This window comes from Alcanivorax sp. IL2 (assembly GCF_047495475.1).
In the GTDB taxonomy this organism is placed as follows: Bacteria; Pseudomonadota; Gammaproteobacteria; order Pseudomonadales; family Alcanivoracaceae; genus Alcanivorax.
In genome coordinates, this window is sequence record NZ_CP179932.1 from 1,057,595 (window position 1) to 1,078,156 (window position 20,562).

The 20,562-nt window shown below is 59.0% G+C and carries 19 protein-coding genes and 1 tRNA gene; 9 read left to right on the plus strand and 11 right to left on the minus strand.

What is annotated here, in order from left to right; genetic code table 11:
• Nucleotides 1–525, plus strand: coding sequence for an acyltransferase (locus ACMG4N_RS04965; protein ID WP_414433025.1), 525 nt, complete (start codon nt 1–3; stop codon nt 523–525).
• Here the strand turns inward: ACMG4N_RS04965 and ACMG4N_RS04970 are convergent.
• From ACMG4N_RS04970 to ACMG4N_RS04985, 4 genes are read right to left on the minus strand one after another with little or no spacing between them, the layout of a single operon-like run.
• Nucleotides 522–1,289 (minus strand): glycosyltransferase family 25 protein, encoded by a 768-nt coding sequence (locus ACMG4N_RS04970; protein WP_297769514.1) that lies wholly within the window; start codon nt 1,287–1,289, stop codon nt 522–524. The genes ACMG4N_RS04965 and ACMG4N_RS04970 overlap by 4 nt on opposite strands.
• On the minus strand, nt 1,289–2,455 hold the full coding sequence (locus ACMG4N_RS04975) for an O-antigen ligase family protein (RefSeq protein ID WP_297769517.1): 1,167 nt from the start codon (nt 2,453–2,455) through the stop codon (nt 1,289–1,291). Before ACMG4N_RS04975 ends, ACMG4N_RS04970 begins: the two co-directional genes overlap by 1 nt.
• Nucleotides 2,455–3,369, minus strand: a complete 915-nt coding sequence (lpxL, locus tag ACMG4N_RS04980; protein WP_297769521.1) for an LpxL/LpxP family Kdo(2)-lipid IV(A) lauroyl/palmitoleoyl acyltransferase — start codon at nt 3,367–3,369, stop codon at nt 2,455–2,457. Before lpxL ends, ACMG4N_RS04975 begins: the two co-directional genes overlap by 1 nt.
• Nucleotides 3,370–3,387: 18 nt before the next feature.
• A complete protein-coding gene (locus ACMG4N_RS04985; protein WP_297769524.1) occupies nt 3,388–4,554 on the minus strand; it encodes a hypothetical protein in 1,167 nt (388 codons plus the stop codon).
• Between the two features lie 244 nt (nt 4,555–4,798).
• Between ACMG4N_RS04985 and hldE the strand changes: the two genes are divergently transcribed.
• Nucleotides 4,799–6,220 (plus strand): bifunctional D-glycero-beta-D-manno-heptose-7-phosphate kinase/D-glycero-beta-D-manno-heptose 1-phosphate adenylyltransferase HldE, encoded by a 1,422-nt coding sequence (gene hldE, locus ACMG4N_RS04990; RefSeq protein WP_297769527.1) that lies wholly within the window; start codon nt 4,799–4,801, stop codon nt 6,218–6,220.
• A 154-nt stretch (nt 6,221–6,374) separates the two neighbouring features.
• Here hldE and ACMG4N_RS04995 read toward each other — a convergent pair whose 3' ends face one another.
• Nucleotides 6,375–7,391 (minus strand): AraC family transcriptional regulator, encoded by a 1,017-nt coding sequence (locus ACMG4N_RS04995; RefSeq protein WP_297769530.1) that lies wholly within the window; start codon nt 7,389–7,391, stop codon nt 6,375–6,377.
• Between the two features lie 123 nt (nt 7,392–7,514).
• Between ACMG4N_RS04995 and ACMG4N_RS05000 the strand changes: the two genes are divergently transcribed.
• Complete coding sequence (locus tag ACMG4N_RS05000) at nt 7,515–9,044, plus strand: flavin-containing monooxygenase (RefSeq protein ID WP_297769532.1); 1,530 nt, start codon at nt 7,515–7,517, stop codon at nt 9,042–9,044.
• Nucleotides 9,045–9,347: 303 nt separating this feature from the next.
• Here the strand turns inward: ACMG4N_RS05000 and ACMG4N_RS05005 are convergent, their stop codons facing one another.
• The 5 genes from ACMG4N_RS05005 to ACMG4N_RS05025 all read right to left on the minus strand — a co-directional run bounded on the left by ACMG4N_RS05005 (nt 9,348) and on the right by ACMG4N_RS05025 (nt 14,111).
• Nucleotides 9,348–10,142: a M48 family metallopeptidase gene (locus tag ACMG4N_RS05005; RefSeq protein ID WP_297769534.1), complete on the minus strand. Its 795-nt coding sequence runs from the start codon at nt 10,140–10,142 to the stop codon at nt 9,348–9,350.
• Nucleotides 10,143–10,267: 125 nt separating this feature from the next.
• Nucleotides 10,268–10,343, minus strand: a tRNA-Phe gene (locus ACMG4N_RS05010).
• Nucleotides 10,344–10,396: 53 nt separating this feature from the next.
• Nucleotides 10,397–10,681, minus strand: coding sequence for an oxidative damage protection protein (locus ACMG4N_RS05015; protein WP_035245207.1), 285 nt, complete (start codon nt 10,679–10,681; stop codon nt 10,397–10,399).
• A 34-nt stretch (nt 10,682–10,715) separates the two neighbouring features.
• Nucleotides 10,716–11,795, minus strand: a complete 1,080-nt coding sequence (gene mutY, locus ACMG4N_RS05020; protein ID WP_297769539.1) for an A/G-specific adenine glycosylase — start codon at nt 11,793–11,795, stop codon at nt 10,716–10,718.
• 105 nt (nt 11,796–11,900) lie between these two features.
• Entirely contained in the window at nt 11,901–14,111 is a 2,211-nt protein-coding gene (locus tag ACMG4N_RS05025) for an AsmA family protein (RefSeq protein ID WP_414433026.1), read from the minus strand.
• Nucleotides 14,112–14,239: 128 nt separating this feature from the next.
• Here ACMG4N_RS05025 and ACMG4N_RS05030 point away from each other — a divergent pair, with 128 nt between their 5' ends.
• Nucleotides 14,240–16,156, plus strand: a complete 1,917-nt coding sequence (locus ACMG4N_RS05030) for a sensor histidine kinase (RefSeq protein ID WP_297769545.1) — start codon at nt 14,240–14,242, stop codon at nt 16,154–16,156.
• Nucleotides 16,157–16,179: 23 nt separating this feature from the next.
• Here the strand turns inward: ACMG4N_RS05030 and ACMG4N_RS05035 are convergent, their stop codons facing one another.
• On the minus strand, nt 16,180–16,497 hold the full coding sequence (locus ACMG4N_RS05035) for an acetyl-CoA sensor PanZ family protein (protein WP_297769548.1): 318 nt from the start codon (nt 16,495–16,497) through the stop codon (nt 16,180–16,182).
• An 80-nt stretch (nt 16,498–16,577) separates the two neighbouring features.
• Between ACMG4N_RS05035 and hisB the strand changes: the two genes are divergently transcribed.
• The 5 genes from hisB to ACMG4N_RS05060 all read left to right on the plus strand — a co-directional run bounded on the left by hisB (nt 16,578) and on the right by ACMG4N_RS05060 (nt 20,558).
• On the plus strand, nt 16,578–17,183 hold the full coding sequence (hisB, locus tag ACMG4N_RS05040; RefSeq protein WP_035245197.1) for an imidazoleglycerol-phosphate dehydratase HisB: 606 nt from the start codon (nt 16,578–16,580) through the stop codon (nt 17,181–17,183).
• A gap of 9 nt (nt 17,184–17,192) precedes the next feature.
• Nucleotides 17,193–17,834, plus strand: coding sequence for an imidazole glycerol phosphate synthase subunit HisH (gene hisH / locus ACMG4N_RS05045; RefSeq protein WP_414433027.1), 642 nt, complete (start codon nt 17,193–17,195; stop codon nt 17,832–17,834).
• 95 nt (nt 17,835–17,929) lie between these two features.
• Nucleotides 17,930–18,670: a 1-(5-phosphoribosyl)-5-[(5-phosphoribosylamino)methylideneamino]imidazole-4-carboxamide isomerase gene (gene hisA / locus ACMG4N_RS05050; RefSeq protein ID WP_035245193.1), complete on the plus strand. Its 741-nt coding sequence runs from the start codon at nt 17,930–17,932 to the stop codon at nt 18,668–18,670.
• Between the two features lie 12 nt (nt 18,671–18,682).
• The gene (gene hisF / locus ACMG4N_RS05055; RefSeq protein ID WP_414433028.1) at nt 18,683–19,459 is read left to right on the plus strand and encodes an imidazole glycerol phosphate synthase subunit HisF; all 777 of its coding nucleotides are present in this window, start codon (nt 18,683–18,685) and stop codon (nt 19,457–19,459) included.
• Between the two features lie 208 nt (nt 19,460–19,667).
• Nucleotides 19,668–20,558 carry a bile acid:sodium symporter family protein gene (locus ACMG4N_RS05060; protein WP_297769561.1) on the plus strand — a complete coding sequence of 297 codons (891 nt, stop codon included), beginning with the start codon at nt 19,668–19,670 and terminating at the stop codon, nt 20,556–20,558.
• Nucleotides 20,559–20,562: the final 4 nt, after the last annotated feature.

The window sequence follows — 20,562 nt, forward strand, 5'->3', positions numbered from 1 at the left end:
ATGCAAACTCTTCGTGAGTTTTTTTTCCTGGGACTGGCGAACCATTTGCCGCGGCTGCGTTTCAGTGACAAGTGGCGCTGGTTGTTTCTCAAGGCTGCCGGCTTTGATATGCAGGGTCGCTCCACGGTCTATGGGCCTGTGGTGCTGCGCCCGATTGGCGGTGCCGCTAAGGTGCATATCGGCAAGGGGTGTTTTATCAATACGGAAGTGCGGTTTGCCTGTCCAAAGGCGCCGATCACTCTGGGCGAGCGATGCCGTATCGGCCCCAGGGTCTGCTTTGAAGGGGCGCAGCACAGTCTTTATCTCAATGAGAAAGGGCGGCGTGGAACTACTGGGGCGCCTATTGTTGTTGGTGATGATGTCTGGGTAGGCGCTGGCGCTATTGTGACCGCAGGGGTTGAAATTGGCGAAGGTGCAGTTGTGGCAGCGGGTGCAGTAGTGACGCAATTTGTTGCGCCTTATACCTTGGTGGGCGGAGTGCCGGCGAAGGTTATCCGGGATCTTTCTGTGCCGTTGTCAGGTTAGAGACTTTTGCGTGGTGGTCGGTATCGCTGACCCAGCTCCCGGAAAAAAAGCTCTATTCGCCGTAGCCAGCGACTGTTGTCTTTTTTCTTGTGTTGCCGCTGTTTCCGTTTTTGCCGCCCTTCTTCAAGGGTGGATTGGTGCGCATGCACACATAGGCTTGCGGCCTTGGGTGTGACTGCATACATGTCCAGATCTTTGCGTACCCAGCCACCACAGACAAAATCATCAGCTGGCAGGTAGAAATGTTCACTGAGCGTGAGCAATTTTTTCGCGCCCTCTGGGCTTACCATATAGGCGGCAAGACAGTAGGTACGTCGATTGGCGAATTTAACCAGTCGGTGGTCTTCTGTCAGCCTCCGCTGTAGCCACACCGAAGGCAGGCACTTGGAGTAGTAGAGCATAGATAGCTCCCAGTCAGCCGTTCGGTTGGCCAAAGCCCGACAGACCGAGATGGATTCACTGTTCAGCAGCGCATCGCCTTCCAGAATCAGGGTGGGTTTGTCCGTTGCTGCTGCTACCCGCCAGGCATTGCGGTGGCTCAGGAAGCAGCCAATTTCCGCAGGGCTAAGGTCTCGTCCCAGCATATTCAGGGATTTGTCATGGTCATAACCCACGTCGGGCCAGTTTTCCGGTGCCACGGGGGGGGACGTTTCAGCCAAAGAATACGTTATGCCCAATTCGGCCATCATTTTCGCGAGATGCTCGCGGCGTTCCACTTCGGTGGGGAGAGCGATCGCGAGTACATGAAAGCTGTCTTGACCCATTATGACGTCGCTCTCAATCGTGTTGTTGTCAGAATCAGTATTAGTAGTGGAAGCCATGTATATAGCCAGAAACTGTTGGGTGGCCTTAGTGGATAAACACCTTCAAAAAATTGTGTAACTAATCCAAAAAACAGGACAAGAAGCCAAATGTTATCCGTGGTCAATTTCCGTTGCCGTGCTCTGGTGATGGCTAGAGCTATTAAGCTGCAGAAAATTACCAGTGCTAGCAGCCCTCCGCGCAGGATCAAGGAAAAGAAAAGGCTGTGAGGCTCGAGCTTTCGGCCTAACGCTTCGGTCTTGATAGTAATGCTGTCGGTCAGGCCTGCGCCCCACAACAAGTTGAAGTGCGGACTGTTATCCAGAAAAGCCTGCCAAAGCGTGGGTCTGCGGCTGAGCAGGCTGTCGGCATCCAGATAGCCCGTAATCATCAAGGCAATCATGATGACGCTGCCGGCCAGGCAGACCAGTAAGAAACCAGCAGCGGCCCTAGTGAAACCAAGGCCCCATAGTAGCGCAAAGGGTATTGTCACAGCGAGCCCGAGCATGGCTGCGCGGCTATAGGCCAGATAGACGGCTGCCAGCAGCGGAAGAATCAACAGCCACCAGTAGTGATTGTGATCATCTTGGTACCGATACAGTGCCAGTAATAGAGTTATAGCAAAGGCCAGGCCTGTTTCGTTGGGGTTGTCGCCAAGGTTTCCCATGCCTATATTCCCGCCATGGCGGGGGCCCGTCTGCAAAAAACTGATAAAAAACAATACCAATGCCAGCATTCCGCACCATAACAATAGGTCCGGTAGTCTTTTCAGGTATGCGGGGTAATAAATCGCCAGATGGCGTATGGCAACCGCCAGGGACAGAACAAACAGGATTCCCTTCAGGTTCTTTCTCAGGGTGTTCAGCAAGCTGCCGGACTCTGCCCATAGTGACGGAAGATAGAAGGCGATCAGAGCTGCTAACAGCCAGAGCAGCAGTTTTCCGTCTGCGAGATAATGTTCCCGGAACGCCCAAAAGCTGAAATACAAGGCCGGCAGAATTAGACCGATATACAGGGTCAGATATTGGAACTTGCTGGATGGGGCGATATAGAATCCGGCCAGATACAGCACAAGACCGAGCACGATCCAGTGAGAAAAGAAACGAAATAGCGGAGACGTATCGGTCATCAATAAAGCTTGGCTTGGCCAGGGGGCTGATGTTTGAACCGCTTGTGTACCCACAAATACTGTTCCGGGTGCTTGCGGACATAATGCTCAATGGTCTGGTTGATGCGGGCGGTATCGGCTTCTTCATCGCCGCTGGGGAAACCGTCGAGTGGCGCGCCGAATTCGATCTCGTATCGACCTCCGGGCAAGCGGTAATGCGCACACGGGATCACGGCGGCCTTGCCCATCTTGGCGATGCGGCTGGTGGCGGTGATGGTGGCGGCGGGAATGCCGAAGAACGGCACGAACACCGCGTGGGCGGTGCCGTAGTCCTGGTCCGGCGCATACCAGACAATTTCGCCGCTGCGCAGCAGGCGCAGCATTTGCCGTATATCGGTACGGTCTACGGTGCTGCGAACGTAGTGACGGCGCCCCCGGTCGATAAGCCGGTCGATAACCGGGTTGTCATTGGGGCGGTAGACCGCATGGATATCCACCAGGGTGGCCAGCATTCTCGAGCATGTATCCAGGGTGTTGAAATGCATGCCGAGCAGCAATACGCCCTGGCCCCTGGCCCGGCAAGCCTCGATATGCTCCATGCCGGTCACGGTAAGATTTTTATTCAGGTCGATGCGGTGATTATTGTAACTGCCGGCCATTTCCAGGATCGCCTCGCCGGTGCTGATCACGCAGCGGTGGGCCAGCGCGTCCTGTTCTTCAGGAGTCAGCTCCGGGAAGCAAAGTCGCATGTTGGTCTGGGCAATATGGCGCCGTTTTTTTGCCAGGTGCCACGCCAGGCGCCCCACGCCTCTGCCTGTGGCCTGTAAAAGACGCCAGGGCAGCTGACCAATCAGCCAGAACAGGCCCACGCCGATCCAGGTAGGGTACAGCCTGGGATCAGACAATCGGGTGGGGCGGTTATTACGTTTTCCCATGCAAGTCTCGAGACGAGTTCAGCGGCTGTTAGGGCGGATAGAGGGGCGCTCACTCAGCCGGGCGAGCAGCAGGGCCAGTGGCAACCAGACGCTGAGCCAGCTGGCATGAAACGGCACCAGCAGATAGGCGCCGGCAGCGAATGCCATGAACAATCCGGGAAGAACCGCGATGGAGTAGGCCGCGTCTTCATGCCAGTTGATCTGGCGCTGTAATAAAGCAGTGAAGGGGCTGATCCAGCTGGCCAGGAACAGTACCAGGCCGACCAGACCCACGCTGTGGATCAGTAATACGAACAGGTTGCGTGGATGCGCCAGGCTGAGCAGGCGGTTGTTGTCCTGGGCAAGAACGCTGTTGAGGGTCTCCTGATTGAGGCCATTGCCAATCAGCGGATGCAGGAAATAGTTGCTCAGGGTGAAGTCACTGCGGCCTTCCAGCATCAGATAGACCCCGGCCAGCAGGGGGATCACCGCTAACCAGGAGCGCCGCCGCCGACTGGCCAGCCAGCTCAGCCCCAGCATTACCGTCATCAGGCCCAGTGGCAGTGATGTCAGGCAGAGAAAGGCAAAACCCACAGCAGCACCGACCAGGCGCCGCCCGCCCTTGCCACTAACCCCTTCTTCCATGCCCTGGGCGAGCAGGATAAAGGTGGGAGCTACCATGGCCATCAGGGCAACGCTGGGATCCAGGGACGGCAGGTGGAAGATCAGATTGGCCGGCTCGCTGAACAGGGGGCTGCTAAGCGGTTGGGTGGTGTAGTAACTGATCATCACCATGGTGGCAACGATCATGCAGCACAGGGCGCCATTGGCCAGGGCCTGCTTGAAGGTGTTGCGAAAATACAGGTGTAGCCAACGGAAGATGCCAACCATGACGATGATCTGCACCATGCCGCGAACAGCTCGCGATGTGTTGGGCTCTTCTGCCCAGATGAAACTCAAGGCTGCCCAGCCGATAAACAGATAGAGGGGCACCAGCAACGGCGATGTCATCAGGCGGTAGTCACCGCTCACCACGGCCCGGGTCAGCAAGGTCAGTGCCGGCAGAAAGAACAGCACGTCCAGCACGTTGAGAAAGCCAATGCGGGAATTGAACAGGAAAGTACCGCTGAACATCACTGCAAAAGACAGGGTCAGCCACCAGCGTAGCCAGCGACCTTGCATGATGTTGGGGGGTAATGGCGGCATATGGTCCTGTGGCTCCCTGGATTCTCTCGGTTGGCGGACATGATACCCGTCTGGCCGGTGGATGCGTAGCGGCGGCAAAGTGTACTGCCCAGAGTCTGCGGCATCTACTGTCTATACGGCTTGCCAGGTTTTGTCTGTGTCCCTGGCGTTTTGGTGTTTCCCCGAACACTTTCAGCAGGTTAGCTAAGTATCAGGCTATGCTACACTGCCACGAAATCCGGCTCTGTTGTGTTTTGGAGAACCTATGCACATTCCCGCTTTTGGCAAGGCCCGCGTTCTGGTGGCAGGTGATGTCATGCTCGACCGTTATTGGCATGGCCCCACCGGGCGAATCTCGCCGGAAGCGCCAGTGCCGGTGGTGCGGGTGACCGAGCTGGAGGATCGTCCTGGTGGCGCGGCTAACGTGGCCCTGAATATGGCCGCTCTTGGCGCCCGGGCCGAGCTGGTAGGCATTACCGGCGATGATGAGGCAGCCTCCATCCTTGAGGAGCGCCTCGGTGCCGCAGAAGTGGGCTGTCATTTTCAGAAAGTTAATGGCCTCCCCACCATCACCAAGCTGCGCGTCATCAGTCGTCAGCAACAGTTGCTGCGGCTGGATTTCGAGGAAGCGTTCCACGACCAGGACCCGGCGCCCTTCGCCAGCAAGGTAAAGGAGCAGCTGGCCCACTGCGGGGCGCTGGTGTTGTCCGATTATGCCAAGGGGGCGTTGCGTGATTGCCCCGGTCTGATTGCCCTGGCCAGGGACGCCGGCGTGCCGGTACTGGTGGATCCTAAAGGTACGGATTTCAGTCATTACCGTGGTGCCACCTTGCTGACGCCCAATCTCAGTGAATTCGAAGCGGTGGCCGGCCCTGTCAAAGATGAGCAGGACCTGATTGCCAAGGGCCAGCAACTGATCCGTGATCTTGACCTGCAGGCCTTGTTGGTGACCCGCAGCGAAAAAGGTATGACCCTGCTGCGCGATGGCCAGCCGGAGCTGCACTTGCCTGCCCGTGCCCGGGAAGTATTCGATGTGACCGGCGCCGGCGATACGGTGATCTCGGTGTTGGCGGTGGCGCTGGCTGCCGGTGCCGACATGGCGGATGCGGTAGCGTTGGCGAATATCGCCGCTGGTATCGTGGTCGGCAAGCTGGGCACCGCGGTGGTATCCGCCCCGGAGTTACGTCGGGCGGTGCATCAGGAAGGTGGCCTGGGCCGGGGGGTGATGACGGAAGATCAGTTGCTGATTGCCATCGAAGATGCCCGCGCCCAGGGTGAGCGGATCGTCTTTACCAATGGCTGTTTCGACATTATTCATGCCGGTCACGTGGGCTACCTGGATTCCGCCCGACGCCAGGGTGATCGCCTGGTGCTGGCAGTGAATGGCGACGAATCCATTCGCCGGCTGAAGGGGCCTGGCCGCCCCATCAATCCCCTGGAGCGCCGTATGGCGGTGCTTGCTGCCCTTGAGGTGGTGGACTGGGTGGTACCTTTCGACACCGATACCCCCGAACCGCTGCTGGAAGCCATCAAGCCGGATGTGCTGGTGAAAGGCGGCGACTACAGTGTGGATCAGGTAGTCGGCCACGAGTTTGTGCAAGGCTATGGCGGTGAAGTGAAGGTGCTCGATTTTATCGACGATATCTCTACGACGAAGATTGTGGAGCGCATCAAGAAAGACAGGTGATTTAGTTAACAGTGAATAGTTAACAGTTAACAGCGACGCGGACCAGGATTGTCTGATTTTAAATGCCAGAAGTCGCGCTTATGGTTTGGGCGCGGCTTCATCGTTGAAAGCAAAGACAGACTCGCTTCGCGAGCTATTAACTGTCCACTGTTAACTATTCACTGCTTTTACGGTGTTTGGCCGGCGTCATCCCCGTCCATCGTTCAAACGCCCGCACAAAGGCCGCCGACTCGCTATAACCCAACAGCTCGCCGATCTGGGCCACGCTTTTCTCTGAATCGGCCAGGTACCGTTTCGCTTTCTCTTCGCGCACCTGATCCATGATGCTCTGAAAGGGCTTTTGCTCGCTGCTTAACTGTCGCCGGAAGCTGCGTTCCGGGATGCCGAAGGCCCGGGCCACCTGCTCGGCGGTGGGGTAGCTGCGCACGAACAGCTGCAGATAGCTGGCCACCCGGGTGGCCAGGTTATCGGTGGGCATCTCCCGGCGGGCCAGCATGGCATCGCACTGGTCGCGGTACATGTCCTGGGCCATCTTGTTGTAGCCTGGCATTCGCACGGCCAGATCCTGATTGCGGATCAACGCCCGGCAGTGGGGCTGGTCATAGCGTATCGGGCAGCCGAAATAGTCTTCGAACCGTCGCACCTGTTCCTCCGGCGGTCGCGAATAGGGCATCCAGACTTCCGCGGGTTTCAGGTCCAGGTTGAGCTGGGTCTGGATATCATTGACCAGCTTGAAGGTGCCTACCATATCCCGGTCGATCAGGGTGCGGCGCAGCTCCGGTGGCAGGGAGATGGGGTACAGGTCCAGAGCGGTGCTGTGTTCTCCGGGGGTCAGGGCGATTTCGCCGTAGAGATAGGTCAGAGCCTGATATTTCACGCCGAACTGGAAGCCCTGAAACGCAGTCTCGCTGGTCATCAGCAGCATGGTGAGCTGGCCATAGCCGGCAAAGCCGAAGCGGCTGCCCATTTCGAAGCCCAGCATGGGGTCATCCACCTGGGGTAGCAGCTCGGAAAAAATCAGCAGTTCCCGGTCCCGGCCGATCTCGCTGCTGGGGTCCAGGCTGGCCTTGTCCAGGCCGTGGCGGGCCAGTGCCGGCGCGCAATCCAGTCCTTTCTCCTTTTCCAGGAGTTCCACGGTATAGATCAGTGCCAGGATCGAACGAGCGGACATGGGGAGACGCCTTGGCCGGAATTATCAATTTTCAGCTCAGGCTAACACGTATTCACGGATGCCAGCCATGGTTAGAGTAACGGCAATGACGAATGACAGCGGTGCTGTCCATGGAGGATAACGATGACAAGTCAGGCCCGGATCAATCTGCAAACCCGTCGCGTAAAGGTGGCCATTGTTGGTGGTGGCTTCGGCGGTCTGTGTATGGCCATCAAGCTGCGAGAAGCTGGCATCGATGATTTTGTGCTGCTGGAGAAGGGCGGCGATGTGGGCGGTACCTGGAATCACAACAGCTACCCGGGCGCAGCCTGTGATGTGCAGTCGCACATGTACTCGTTTTCCTTTGAGGGCAATCCGGACTGGAGTCACCGCTACAGCGGCCAGCAGGAGATCCACAGCTACATCAATGAGGTTACCGAAAAGCATGGCATCCGCCAGTTCACCCGCTTCAATGCGGAAGTGACCGGTGCCCATTTTGATGACCAGGTCGCTCTGTGGACCCTGGATCTGGCAGATGGCTCCCAGGTGATCTGCCAGCACTGGGTGCTGGCCAGTGGCCCCCTGCATGTGCCTTCTTTCCCTAACTTCAAGGGCATGGAAAACTTCAAGGGCAAGATCATCCACTCTGCCCAGTGGGACCATGATTACGACATGGCGGGCAAGAAGGTGGTGTCCATCGGCACCGGCGCCAGCGCCATTCAGTATGTGCCCCACGTGGCAAAGGAAGCCGAACAGCTCACCGTGGTCCAGCGCACCCCGCCGTGGATTATTCCCCGTGACGAGCGCGCCTATTCCGGGCTGAGCAAGTGGGCGTTCCGACGCTTCCCGGCCCTGCGTAAACTGCATCGCCTGCGTTTGTATCTGAGCAACGAGGCCCGTGTGGTGCCGATCTTCAATCCGCGCCTGGCCAAGCTGGCGGAGCCGGCACTGAAGGCCTTTATCCGTTATCAGGTTAAGGACAAGGACACCGCGCGCAAGCTGATCCCCAGCTACACCCTGGGCTGCAAGCGCATCCTGATTTCCAACAACTATTACCCCACCTTCAACCGGGACAATGTGTCACTGGTTACCGAAGGGGTGAAGGAAATCCGCGAGAACAGCATCGTTTTCAGCGATGGCACCGAGCAGCAGGCGGACTGCCTGGTGCTGGGTACCGGTTTTATCGTCGATCCGCGCATCTATATGAAGGATTTCGAGATCACCGGCCTGCCGGGCCGTCGTTTGCAGGATGACTGGAAGGACGCCGCTGAGGCTTACCTGGGCACCACCGTCAGTGGTTACCCGAACATGTTCCAGCTGGTGGGGCCGAATACCGGCCTGGGGCATAACTCCATCATCTTCATGATCGAGAGCCAGGTGCGCTACATCATGGATGCCATCGGTAAACTGGATGAGCGTGGTGATGCCTGGCTGGATGTGAAGCAGGATGTGCAGGATCGCTACAACGACAAGTTGCAGGAAGAGCTGAAAGGCACCGTGTGGCAGAACGGCGGCTGCATGAGTTGGTACCAACAGGCCGATGGCCGCAATACCGCCCTGTGGCCCCACGCCACCTTCCAGTTCATGGCCCGCACCTGGCGCGTTAACATGAAGGATTACGATTGGCAGCCGGCGGTGGTGCCGGCTACGGCGAAGGCGTCATTGGCCGGGTAGGCTGACCTGACCGCAGGCGCGTCGCTGGCGGCGATAGTCACACGGTTATGCCGAAGCCGCTGTAGGAGTTCCTCTTGAGGGACGAACCACCCGTGAGCGTGGACATCGCCCGCAGGGCGATCAGGAGTACCGAGCACTGTTAGAGTGATGAAAGCATGCTTCCTCGCTCAGCTCGGATTCGTCCCTCAAGAGGGGTATTCGCTGCGCTCCCCTTCGGGCCGCACGGAACTACGTGCGTTACTCCGCTACGCTCCGTTCCTGCAGCGGCTTTGTAGATGTCACGGAGCGTGCCGTCAGGCAAGTTCACGGGCTCTCGCAATTCGCCGGGGAGGTGCGCTGATACAGTGGCAGCGCCACCTCCATCCGTTCTTCCAGTGCCTCGATCCGCGATTCGTGGTTCGGGTGGGTAGAAAGAAACTCCAGTGGCTGTCCGTCCCCTGCGGCGGCCATATTGCGCCACAGTTCGGTACTTTCTCGCGGATCGAAGCCGGCACTGGCCATCAATTCCAGACCCATCACATCGGCTTCTTCCTCGTGGGCACGGCTGAAGGGCAGGGCAATGCCCAGATGGGCGCCAAGCCCCAGGGCCTGGATGATCCGCTCGCTGTCTCCGTCTCCCTCGCTGAATAACCCCACCAGTAATAATACCGCCTTGATACCCAGCTCTTGGGTCAGGCGCTCATTACCGTGTCGAGCCAGCACATGAGCCACCTCGTGGCCGATGACGGCGGCCAGTTGGGCATCATTGCCGGCCACGTCCAGCAAGCCCTGATTTACGCCAATCTTGCCGCCAGGCAGGGCGAAGGCGTTGGGCGTGGGGTCATCAAACAGCACGATTTCCCAGGTGTCCGGCATGGGGGTGCCGGGAAAGCGGTTGCCTACTTCCAGCAGAATTTCCCGGGCGATGCACTGCACGCGGGCATTACGGCTCGTATTCTCGCTGGCCGGGACCTGTTGCTGCATCTGCAGGAAGGCCTGGCTGCCAAACTGGGCCATCATCGATTCGGGTATCAGTGCCAACTGGTCGCGACCGGTAGGGGTCTTGTCGCAGCCGCTGACCAGTATCAGGGTGGCAAGCAGAAAGAGACGTATCTTCATGGGCTGTCCTGCGGTGAGTGCAGTGTCAGGATAAGGGGGAAGCCGATAGGAGTGTAGCCCTTGGGCGGGCAGGCGATTGTGCAGCATAAAAAAAGCCCCGCTCGTTTGAGCGGGGCTTTTCAAGATGGTGCCCGGAGGCGGAATCGAACCACCGACACGGGGATTTTCAATCCCCTGCTCTACCGACTGAGCTATCCGGGCAATCAGGGCGCGTATTAAAGCGGCTCGGGCCGGAGGCGTCAAGTGATCAGCGGCTATTTGTTCGCATCGTGAGCAGGGGGAACATAACCCTCGGCTTTTTCGTAGTTTTCGTTGTTCAAAAAACGATCACGCTGCTCGTCCAGAAACCCTTTTGCCTGTGGGTCCATCACGTTCAGGTGCTTTTCGTTGATCAGCATGGTCTGCTCGTGGAGCCACTCCTGCCAGGCTTTGCGAGATACATTGTCGAAGATGTCCTGCCCCTTGGGGCCGGGGAAGGGGGGGCGGTCCAGGCCTTCCAGTTCGCTCTGGTATTTGCGGCAGAAAACCGTGCGACTCATAACGTCTCCATGGTGCGGAATGGGAATGGCGGGACTATAACATGCTCGTCTGCTGTGGGCGGTCGAGCCGGCTCAACAGTTTTTTGACCGGGGCGGCCAGCCCCAATTCGCCCGGGGCCGCCGGGTCCACCCAGCGGCCGTTGCTGTCTCGTGTGCCGACCGTTTGTACCCGGAGTTCCAGCGGGGTGATATCCAGATGGAAGTGGCTGAAGGTATGACGAAAGCCCGGCAGGGGCTGCGGTGTGTCACTGGCACTGAGTGCTCGCTGGGCCAGCGCCTCGTCGAAAAGGTCGACGTCTTCTGTCTGTGGGAAGCACCACAGGCCGCCCCAGATACCCGAGGATGGCCGGGGTTCCAGCCACACCCGGCCTTGTGTATCTCGCAGGATCAGCATCACGGTGGTGCGTACCGGCAGAGCCTTCTTCGGTTTGCGTCCGGGATAGTCCTGCGGGTTGCCATTGGCGTGGGCCTGGCAGTGGGGTTGTATCGGACAGGCGCTGCAGTTGGGCGTGCCCCTGGTGCAGACGGTGGCGCCGAGATCCATCATGGCCTGGGTGTAGTCTGCCAGTCGCTGGTGGGGGGTGTAATGTTCTGCCAGTTCCCACAGGCGGTTTTCCACCGGTTTCTTGCCGGGCCAGCCTTCCACCGCATGCAGGCGCGCCAGGACCCGTTTCACGTTGCCGTCGAGAATGGCGGCACGGACACCTCGGCTCTGGGCGAGAATGGCGCCGGCGGTGGAGCGGCCGATGCCGGACAGGGCGGCGACCTCCTCCACGGTATGCGGGAAGTCACCCGCATGTTCCGCCACCAGCGTTTGCGCGCACTTGTGCAGGTTGCGGGCGCGGGCGTAGTAGCCCAGGCCGGTCCACAGGTGCAGCACTTCATCCTGGGCGGCGCTGGCCAGGCTGTGTACATCCGGAAAGCGCTCCATAAACCGCTGGAAGTAGGGAATGACGGTGGTGACCTGGGTCTGCTGCAGCATGATTTCCGAAACCCACACCTGATAGGGCGTGCGGGGGTGCTGCCAGGGCAGGCTTTGGCGACCGTATTGGTCGTACCAGGCGAGCACGGCATCGCTGACGGTGGCGGGGGAGATCGGGGAGGGACTGCGCATGCGGCGAGTTGTACCTGTGAAGACGCTGGCATGCAACACGCTTCACGCCCTGCGCCGGTGACGAAACCGGCGTGGCGTGTAGCGTGAGGCGCGCCGCGCGAGGGGTTAGTTAAACAACTTTTTCAGGCCGTCCTTGAGCTGCTTGTCCACTTCTTCCTTGGCTTTTTTCTTGGCGGCATCCTTGATGACTTCTTCGGCGGTGTCGCCCTCGCCGTCGATGCCCAGCTTGTCCTTGATCTTTTGCTGAGCGGCTTTGGCGGCGACTTGCTTGCCAATGTCCTTGAAGCCGGATTTGTCCGGGCCACACCATTTGGCGGGGCTGCCGCCCAGGTTGCCTTCACAGCGCAGCGGCCAGGTGGTGCCTTCCAGGTACTTGGACGTGCCCAGTTCCGGGGACTGCATGCCGATCTTCAGGTCGAAATCCTGGTTGAGGATATTCATCCAGCCGTTACCGGTGATCTCCCCTTTGCTAAGTATCGCATTCAGGCTGTCCAGGTAGGCCACGTTCTTGCCCAGGCGCGCCTTGGTGGTCAGATCCACGATCTTGGTGTCTTCGGACAGGGCGCTGGGTAGCTTGCCAGATTCCTGGCTGGGGATCAGGGCTGTGGCCAGGCCCTGGAATTGGCCAAGCATATCGTTCACGCCGCCCACCAGCGTCTGGTAAAGGTTGAGACCGCGCACGGTGGTATCGGCCAGTGACATGTCGATAGTGCCTTTTGCGGAATCCATCAGTGCTTTTTCACTATTGCCGCTGGCGCTGTAGCTGCCGTTCATGGCGAAAATGCCCTTGGCCAGATCGTCTTCCAGTGCCAGTTGCACCAGTGGCTGAATCTGCATGCTGGTCACGGTGTTGCTGGCGGTGATGCGTGGAGTCTTGCCGGACGCATCCAGCTTCCCTTTGGCGCTGAAGCTGCCGCCGAGGGTGTCGCCACTGGCTTCAGTAAGCTGCAGGATGCCGTTGTTGGCAGTGACTGCAAATTTCAGGTTGCTCGCGTCGATGGTGTCGTACTTCAGGCTGCCGATGCGCAGCTTGCCATCCATGACAAGCGGCCGGAGGCTCTCTACCGGAATCAGTTCTGCGGTGGACAGGTTGGCCGTGCCGCCATCCTTGCCGCCGCCAGCGGCAGCGGTGGCCGGCTCATCCGAGGACGGCGGTATATAGCCGTCCAGAGTGATCTGATCCAGCGCCAGGTCAAAGACGATCTTGCCACTTTCCAGGCTGGCCAGGCCGGCGCTGCCGCTGAGGGTGCTGCTGTCCAGCGTGATTTTCAGCGGGTTGGCCATGACGCTGCCGGGCTCGCCGGCCAGAGTGGTTTCCATGGCGATATTGCTGAGCGCCTTGCTGTCGGTGGTCTCGATGGGGGCTTCGCCGATGGCTTCCAGTACCTTGTTGGCGTCAAAGGAGGCCGTTGCCAGTTTGCCGCTGAGCTGCATGTCGCCAGTGAGGGCGGCGATGTCGATGTTGCCGCGGGTTTCGGTGCCGGCGGCGGTGAGCAGCAGGTCCTTGATGGAGACAGTGTCTTCGTTGAGGTTCACGTCGAGCTTCTGTTCCAGGTGCACATCCACTGGCATGGTGGTGGCGCCAGCGATGTTGGCGTCCAGGATCATCGGGTCGAGGATGAAATGATTGGCATCCAGGTCGGTGGTGAGAGTGGTATCCAGATTCAGGTCCACGCGCATGTCGCTTTGGTCCTGATAACGCAGTGACATTTGCAGCGGGAACGCTTCATCCAGATTGACATCCTGGGCGTTCAGGTTGAAATGCTCTACCACGATGTCGGTGCCGTCGCTGGTATTGCGATAGCGCACCTTGCCGTCGGTGACGGCCACGCTGGGAATGGTCAGGGGAATATCCAGACTGCTGCTGCCTTCCTCGTCAGCGGTGGTAGTTGCCTCTTCCGGCGTTTCTGGCGCTGCAGTTTGCGGGCCGATCTGCTCCCAGTTGGCGCCATCCGGGCCATCGATCAGGTTCACATCCAGGCCTGCCAGCGTGATGCCGTCCATCTCGACCTGGCCGTACAGCAGGGGAAGCACTGCAACGCTGACGCTGGCCGCGTCGAGCGCGGCAAACAGCTCTTCCTCATCCGCGATGCGGGCCTCGGTGCGGCCCAGGCTGACGCCCAGCGATGGCCAGAATTGCCATGCCAGGTCACCCTGGATATCCAGAGTCAGATTGGCCTGCTCCCTGGCCTGTTTTTCAATTTCCGGTTTGAACTCGTTGGGATCAATCACCTGTGTGATCACAAAAACCGCAATAGCCAATAGCAGAATGATGGCAAAAATTGTGATCAGCAAAATTTTTATCAAGCGTCCCATGGAGCTCTCCTTGCGTGTTGGACGATGGACCCGGATTATACCAGTCGGAAATGACTGACTGATAACTTAGCATTGATCGTGTGAGTTTAGGGGAAGGACCTTTGCAAAAGTTCCAATTTTCAGTGTTGATGCTTCTGCTTGTGTGGTGCGGCCTGACGACGGCCGCTCAGGGCAGGACGGTGGCACTGGCTGATGCCAAGGAGAAAGTGCTGCTGGGCGAATACATGCAGATCCTGGAAGATCCGGAAGGCGACTGGACTCTGGATCAGGTGCGTGACCAGTTTGCCAGTCGTTTTCGCAACAGCGAAAGCAGTGCCCTGAACTTCGGTTTCACCCGCAGCACTTTCTGGTTGCGCATTGCCGTGGATGCCACCGGTGTGGACGGAAGCTGGTTTCTGGTGGAGCGCCATCCGATCCTTGATGAGCTGACTCTTTATGCTCCAGACGGGGATGGCAATTACCGCGCTTTGGAAGTGGGGGACACTCGGGACTTTGACCAGCGACCCATGAAGCACCGGGCCTTTGTGTTTGGCCTGGAAACCGACGATCCCGGGGTTAAGGAGTATTACCTCAAGGTACGCGGCAAGGGCGCCCTCAACATGATGCCGGCGCTCTACAGTGCCAAGGGGCTGGTGGAGTTCACATACCTTGAGCAATTGATGCAGGGTCTGTTTTACGGCTCCCTGGTGATCATGCTGGTCTACAACCTGCTGCTCTACCTGTCCCTGCGCGACAATGTGCATCTGCACTTCGTGATGTTCCTGGGCGGGATAATTTTTTTCAACATCAATGTCAGCGGCTTTGGGTTGCAATACTTGTGGCCACAAACGCCCAAGATCAACGAATACTTCTGGCTTAGCACCTATGTGATTACATTGGCTCTGGCCCTTTATTCACGCCAATTTCTGCAACTGGCGCAGCGTTTCCCCCGCTATGATCGTCTGATAAAGCATTATCTGATGATGGTTGGTGGTGCCTTTTTGCTGCAGTGGCTCATGGAGCCCCCCTGGACCTATCACCTTTCCACGGTCATTGCGCTGATGACCATCGTGCTGTTCAGCTGGCTGGGCTGGATGGTCTGGCGGCAAGGGTTTCGAGTTGCGCGGCTCTATGTGCTGGCCTGGTCGGTGTTTCTGCTGACTATCTTCCTGTTCGCCCTGGGCAATCTTGGGTTGATGCCCTATAGCGTGTTCGTGCCTTATCTGCCGCATTTTGGCGCCCTGTGGGTGGTAGTCATGCTGTCGCTGGCGCTGGGCGACCGGATTCGCTTTCTGGAGACCGAGCGCAAACAGCTGGCCCTTGAGGCGCAACAGAATCTGGAGCGGCATCTGGCAGATATCGAGCAGATGAACCAGGACAAATCCATGTTCCTGCAGTACATCAGTCACGAGCTGAATACGCCGATTAACTGGATCGGTGCGGCTGACTCCCTGGGCCAGGATTCACAGGGTGACCAGGATGTGGATGTCTGGGCCATGGTGCGCAAGGGCCAGCGGCGGCTGACCGGTATCGTCAGCACCTCGCTGCGTTATTTCGATTTGTCAGACCGCAATCAGCCGCCACCGGTGGGTAACTGTCAGCCCATGTGGGTGCTGGATGGGATTTTGCGTGAGCAAGCCGGGCGGATTGAGCAGAGCGGCATCGCCGTGCGTAACCGTGTATCACCGAACCTGCGGGTCAACGCCAGTGAAGGGGAGCTGCAGGAAGTGTTGTCCATTGGCCTGGACAATGCCCTGCGTTTCAGTGCTGAAGGCGGCAGCGTGGACATTTCCAGTGAAGTGGATGTGTCCGGCGGTTACGCGGAGATTCGCATCCGGGATGAGGGCAAGGGCGCCACGGCGGAGCAGCTTGAGCATATTCTTGAGCCCTTCTTCGTGATGGGCTCGCGCCACCACGAGGAAGGTTTCGGTCTGTCACTGGCCATGGCCCGGGTGATGATCGAACAGGTGGATGGCCAGCTATGGGCGGAAAGCCCGGGGCCCGGGCGCGGCTTTACCCTGCATATTCGCCTGCCGCTCTCGGACATGCAGGCACCGCGGGCATAACCGTTACCGCGCGGGGGCACAGATCAGCGTGTTGGGTCGCATTTGCGGGGCAGGGCCAGGATTGCCCCCAGTTGCTGGCCGATCAGACGCAGGAAGTCCTTGCCCACTCCCCGGCCCCGGGTGGCCGGGTGTACCACCACCCAGTCCAGCTCGGACCGATCTTCTTCTACCAGCGCCACTGCCACCCGTTTGCCGTTGAAATGGGCGGCAAACAGGCGTTTGCCGCCGGCAGCCACCGCCGCGTCCAGTTTTTCCCGGTATTGCGGGTCATCGCGCAGCACCTGATCGAAGGTGGCGGCCTGTTCCGACGATAAAGGGTGGGATTCAGCACTGATCGGCATGAAATTGCTCCGCTGGTTAGGCTCTGTCAGGGTGCGTATAATAACCGGCCCACTGCCCTGGGTAACCCCTGGAGATATAGATGAGCAAGCGCAGCGCCACTGTTGAGCGCAACACCCTGGAAACCCAGATCCAGGTCTCCATCAATCTGGATGGCACCGGCCAGTGCAAACTGGATACCGGCCTGCCGTTCCTGGAGCACATGCTGGACCAGGTGGCCCGCCATGGTCTGGTGGATATCGAGATAAAGGCCAAGGGGGATTTGCACATCGATGCCCACCACACGGTGGAGGACATCGGCATTACCCTGGGCCAGGCTTTTACCAAGGCGATTGGCGACAAGAAAGGGGTGCGCCGTTACGGTCATGCTTATGTGCCACTGGATGAGGCCCTGTCCCGCGTGGTGCTGGACCTGTCTGGCCGTCCCGGCCTGGAAATGTTCGTGGACTTTACCCGGGGCAGCATCGGCGGCTTCGACGTGGACCTGTTCTACGAATTCTTCCAGGGCCTGGTGAACCACGCCATGATCACCCTGCACATCGATAACCTGCGTGGCAAGAACGCCCACCATCAGGCAGAGACTGTGTTCAAGGCTTTCGGTCGTGCCCTGCGCATGGCGGTGGAGCCGGACCCGCGCATGAGCGGCATTACCCCGTCCACCAAGGGCACCCTGAGCGAAAGCGAGTAATCACAGCTTATGAGTGAAGTAGTAGCCGTCATTGATTACGGCATGGGCAATCTGCACTCCGCCGGCAAGGCGCTGGAAAAGGTAGCCAGTGGCCAGCAGATCGTCATCACCGGTGACCCGGATCAGGTACGGGCGGCAGATCGGGTGGTGTTCCCCGGTGTTGGCGCCATCCGTGACTGTATCGCGGTACTGCGCGACACCGGCCTGGACCGGGCCATTCTGGATGTGATTGCCGCCGGCAAGCCGGTGTTGGGCATCTGTGTGGGCATGCAGGCCCTGATGGCGCGTAGTGAGGAGAACAACGGCGTCGATTGCCTGGGCGTGTTTGACGGTCAGGTCACTTTCTTCGGCGAGTTGCAGAATGATACCGGTGGCCGCCTGAAGGTGCCGCACATGGGCTGGAACCAGGTGCGACAGGGTATGGCGCACCCAATGTGGGCAGGCATTGCCGATAACACCCGGTTCTACTTCGTGCACAGCTACTGCGTCACCGGGTTGGTGGATGAGGAAGTGGCGGGTCGTTGTGATTACGGTCTGACCTTTGCCGCTGCGGCTACCCGAAAAAATGTCTTTGCGGTGCAGTTTCACCCTGAGAAGAGCGCAGATGCCGGCCTGACGCTGCTGGAAAATTTCCTGCGCTGGCAGCCATGATTTCACTGAGTGTTTCAGTGGATCGCTGACAGCAACATCATCACTAACGTCGTCATTCACCGCGCAAGCGCAAACCCAGCTTTTGAGATTTTGACATGCTTTTGATTCCCGCCATCGACCTGAAAGACGGTAAATGTGTACGCCTGAAGCAGGGGCGTATGGAAGACGATACGGTGTTTTCCGATGACCCGGTGGCTGTGGCCAGCCACTGGGTGGAGCGCGGCGCCCGTCGTCTGCACCTGGTGGACCTGAACGGTGCCTTTGCCGGGGAGCCGGTGAATGGTGATATCGTCAAGGCAATTGCCAAGGCGCATCCGGATCTACCGATCCAGATTGGCGGCGGTATTCGCAGCCCGGAAATCATCCAGGCCTATCTGGATGCCGGGGTGCAATGGGTGATTATCGGCACCAAGGCGGTCAACGAGCCGCAGTTCGTCAAGGAAATGTGCCAGCAGTTCCCCGGCCACATCATCGTTGGTCTGGATGCCAAGGATGGCAAGGTCGCCACCGATGGCTGGGCCAATGTCACTGATGTGGATGTAATCGATCTGGCCAAACAGTTCGAGAACGATGGTGTATCCGCCATCGTCTATACCGATATCAGCCGTGACGGCATGCTGCAGGGCGTCAATGTGGACGCCACCGTGCGCCTGGCCCAGTCCATGTCCATCCCGGTGATTGCTTCCGGTGGTATCACCAATCTGGATGACGTGCGTAACCTGTGTGCAGTGGCGGATCAGGGCATCAGTGGTGCCATTACCGGCCGCGCCATCTACGAGAACACCCTGGACTTCGGCGAAGGCCAGGCACTGTCCGACGAACTGATCGGCGCCTGACGGGGACGCATTATGGGCTTAGCCAAACGCATTATTCCGTGTCTCGATGTGGACGCCGGCCGGGTGGTAAAGGGCGTGCAGTTCGTGGACATCCGCGATGCCGGTGACCCGGTGGAAATTGCCAAGCGCTACAACGACGCCGGCGCTGACGAAATTACCTTTCTGGATATCACTGCCAGCCATCAGGAGCGTGACACCACCCTGCACATCGTGGAGCGGATCGCCAGCCAGGTGTTTATTCCGCTCACCGTGGGCGGCGGCGTACGGACTCTGGAAGATATCCGTAATCTGCTCAATGCCGGTGCTGACAAGGTCGGTATCAATTCGGCGGCGGTGCACAATCCGGAATTTGTCCGCGAGGCGGCGGAGCGTTTTGGCTCCCAGTGCATCGTGGTGGCCATTGATGCCAAGAAAGTCAGTGCCGAGAGTGAGACCAATCGCTGGGAAATCTTCACCCATGGTGGCCGCAAGCCCACCGGGCTGGATGCGGTAGCCTGGGCAAAGCAGATGACCGACTACGGTGCCGGTGAAATCCTGCTCACCAGCATGGACCGGGATGGCACCAAGAACGGCTTTGATATTGCCCTGACCCGGGCCATTGCCGATGCAGTGCCGGTGCCGGTGATCGCGTCCGGCGGGGTCGGCAACCTGCATCACCTGGTAGACGGCGTGGTCCAGGGCGGTGCCGATGCGGTGCTGGCCGCCTCCATTTTCCACTTCGGTGAATACTCCGTGCAGGAGGCCAAGCAGTTTATGCAGGCCGCCGGCGTTGAGATGCGGCTGGACTAGCGGCGCGCTACTCCGTCGACCCGTTGGCGCTTTGCTCGCAACGCGAATCTTTCGGTTGCCTTTACCCTTCGCTTTGCGAGCAAAGCTCCAACAGGTATATCAGACCGGGGTCGCATATGTAGCAAGGCAGCCGCTTTGTACTGGCTGTCAGTGAAATCCTGTTTTACTCTCGAGGCTTTACCAAGAATAAAACCTCGGGAGAGTGGCAATGGGTTCCAATGCGCTAATCGATATCGGCCTGCCGGTATCGCTGTTTCTGATCATGGTGGGGATGGGCATGACCCTGACTCCCAAGGACTTCCGCGAAGTCGCCATCGCCCCGCGCGGCACCTTCTTCGGCCTGCTGGCCCAGATTCTTCTGTTACCTCTCATCGCCCTGGGTGTGGCCCTGGCGCTGGAGTTGTCACCGGCATTGGCGGTGGGATTGATCGTGATTGCCGCCTGTCCCGGTGGCACAACGTCCAATCTTTTCGTCTACCTGGGCCGCGGTGATGTGGCCCTGTCCATTGTGCTGACGGTACTGGCCAGCCTGATCACCATTGTTACCCTGCCGGCCTTTACCGGTTGGGCGCTGGAGCGCTTTCAGGATGCGGACAAAGTGCTGGAGCTGCCGGTGCTGCGCACCATCATTACCCTGTTTGTGATCATTCTGCTGCCGGTGGCCGTGGGCATGACGATTCGCCATTTCCGCCAGGACTGGGCGCAAAAGGGCGAGAAGGCGGTAGGTTTGCTGGGTTTGCTGGTGCTAGTGGCGGTGATTGCGTTGCTGATGGTAGAGCTGGGTGAAGAAGCGCTGGAGCTGTTCCGCAAGGCAGGGTTGTCGGCGGTGATTCTGAACATTGCCGGACTGGTACTGGGGCTGGTGGGTGGACGTCTGATCGGCTTGAGCCGGGACCAGGCCTTTACCGTCGCCATCGAGCTGGGTATCAAAAATGGCACCCTGGGGCTGATGGTGACCCTGACCCTGTTGCACTCCGAAGCCATGTCGGTGCCGTCTGCGGTGTACGGGGTGCTGATGTTTGTCTTCGGTTTCCTGATGATCGGCTATGCCAGGCTCACCGGTATCGGCCGGGGCCGGGCAGAGCCGGTTTCCGAATAGCCGG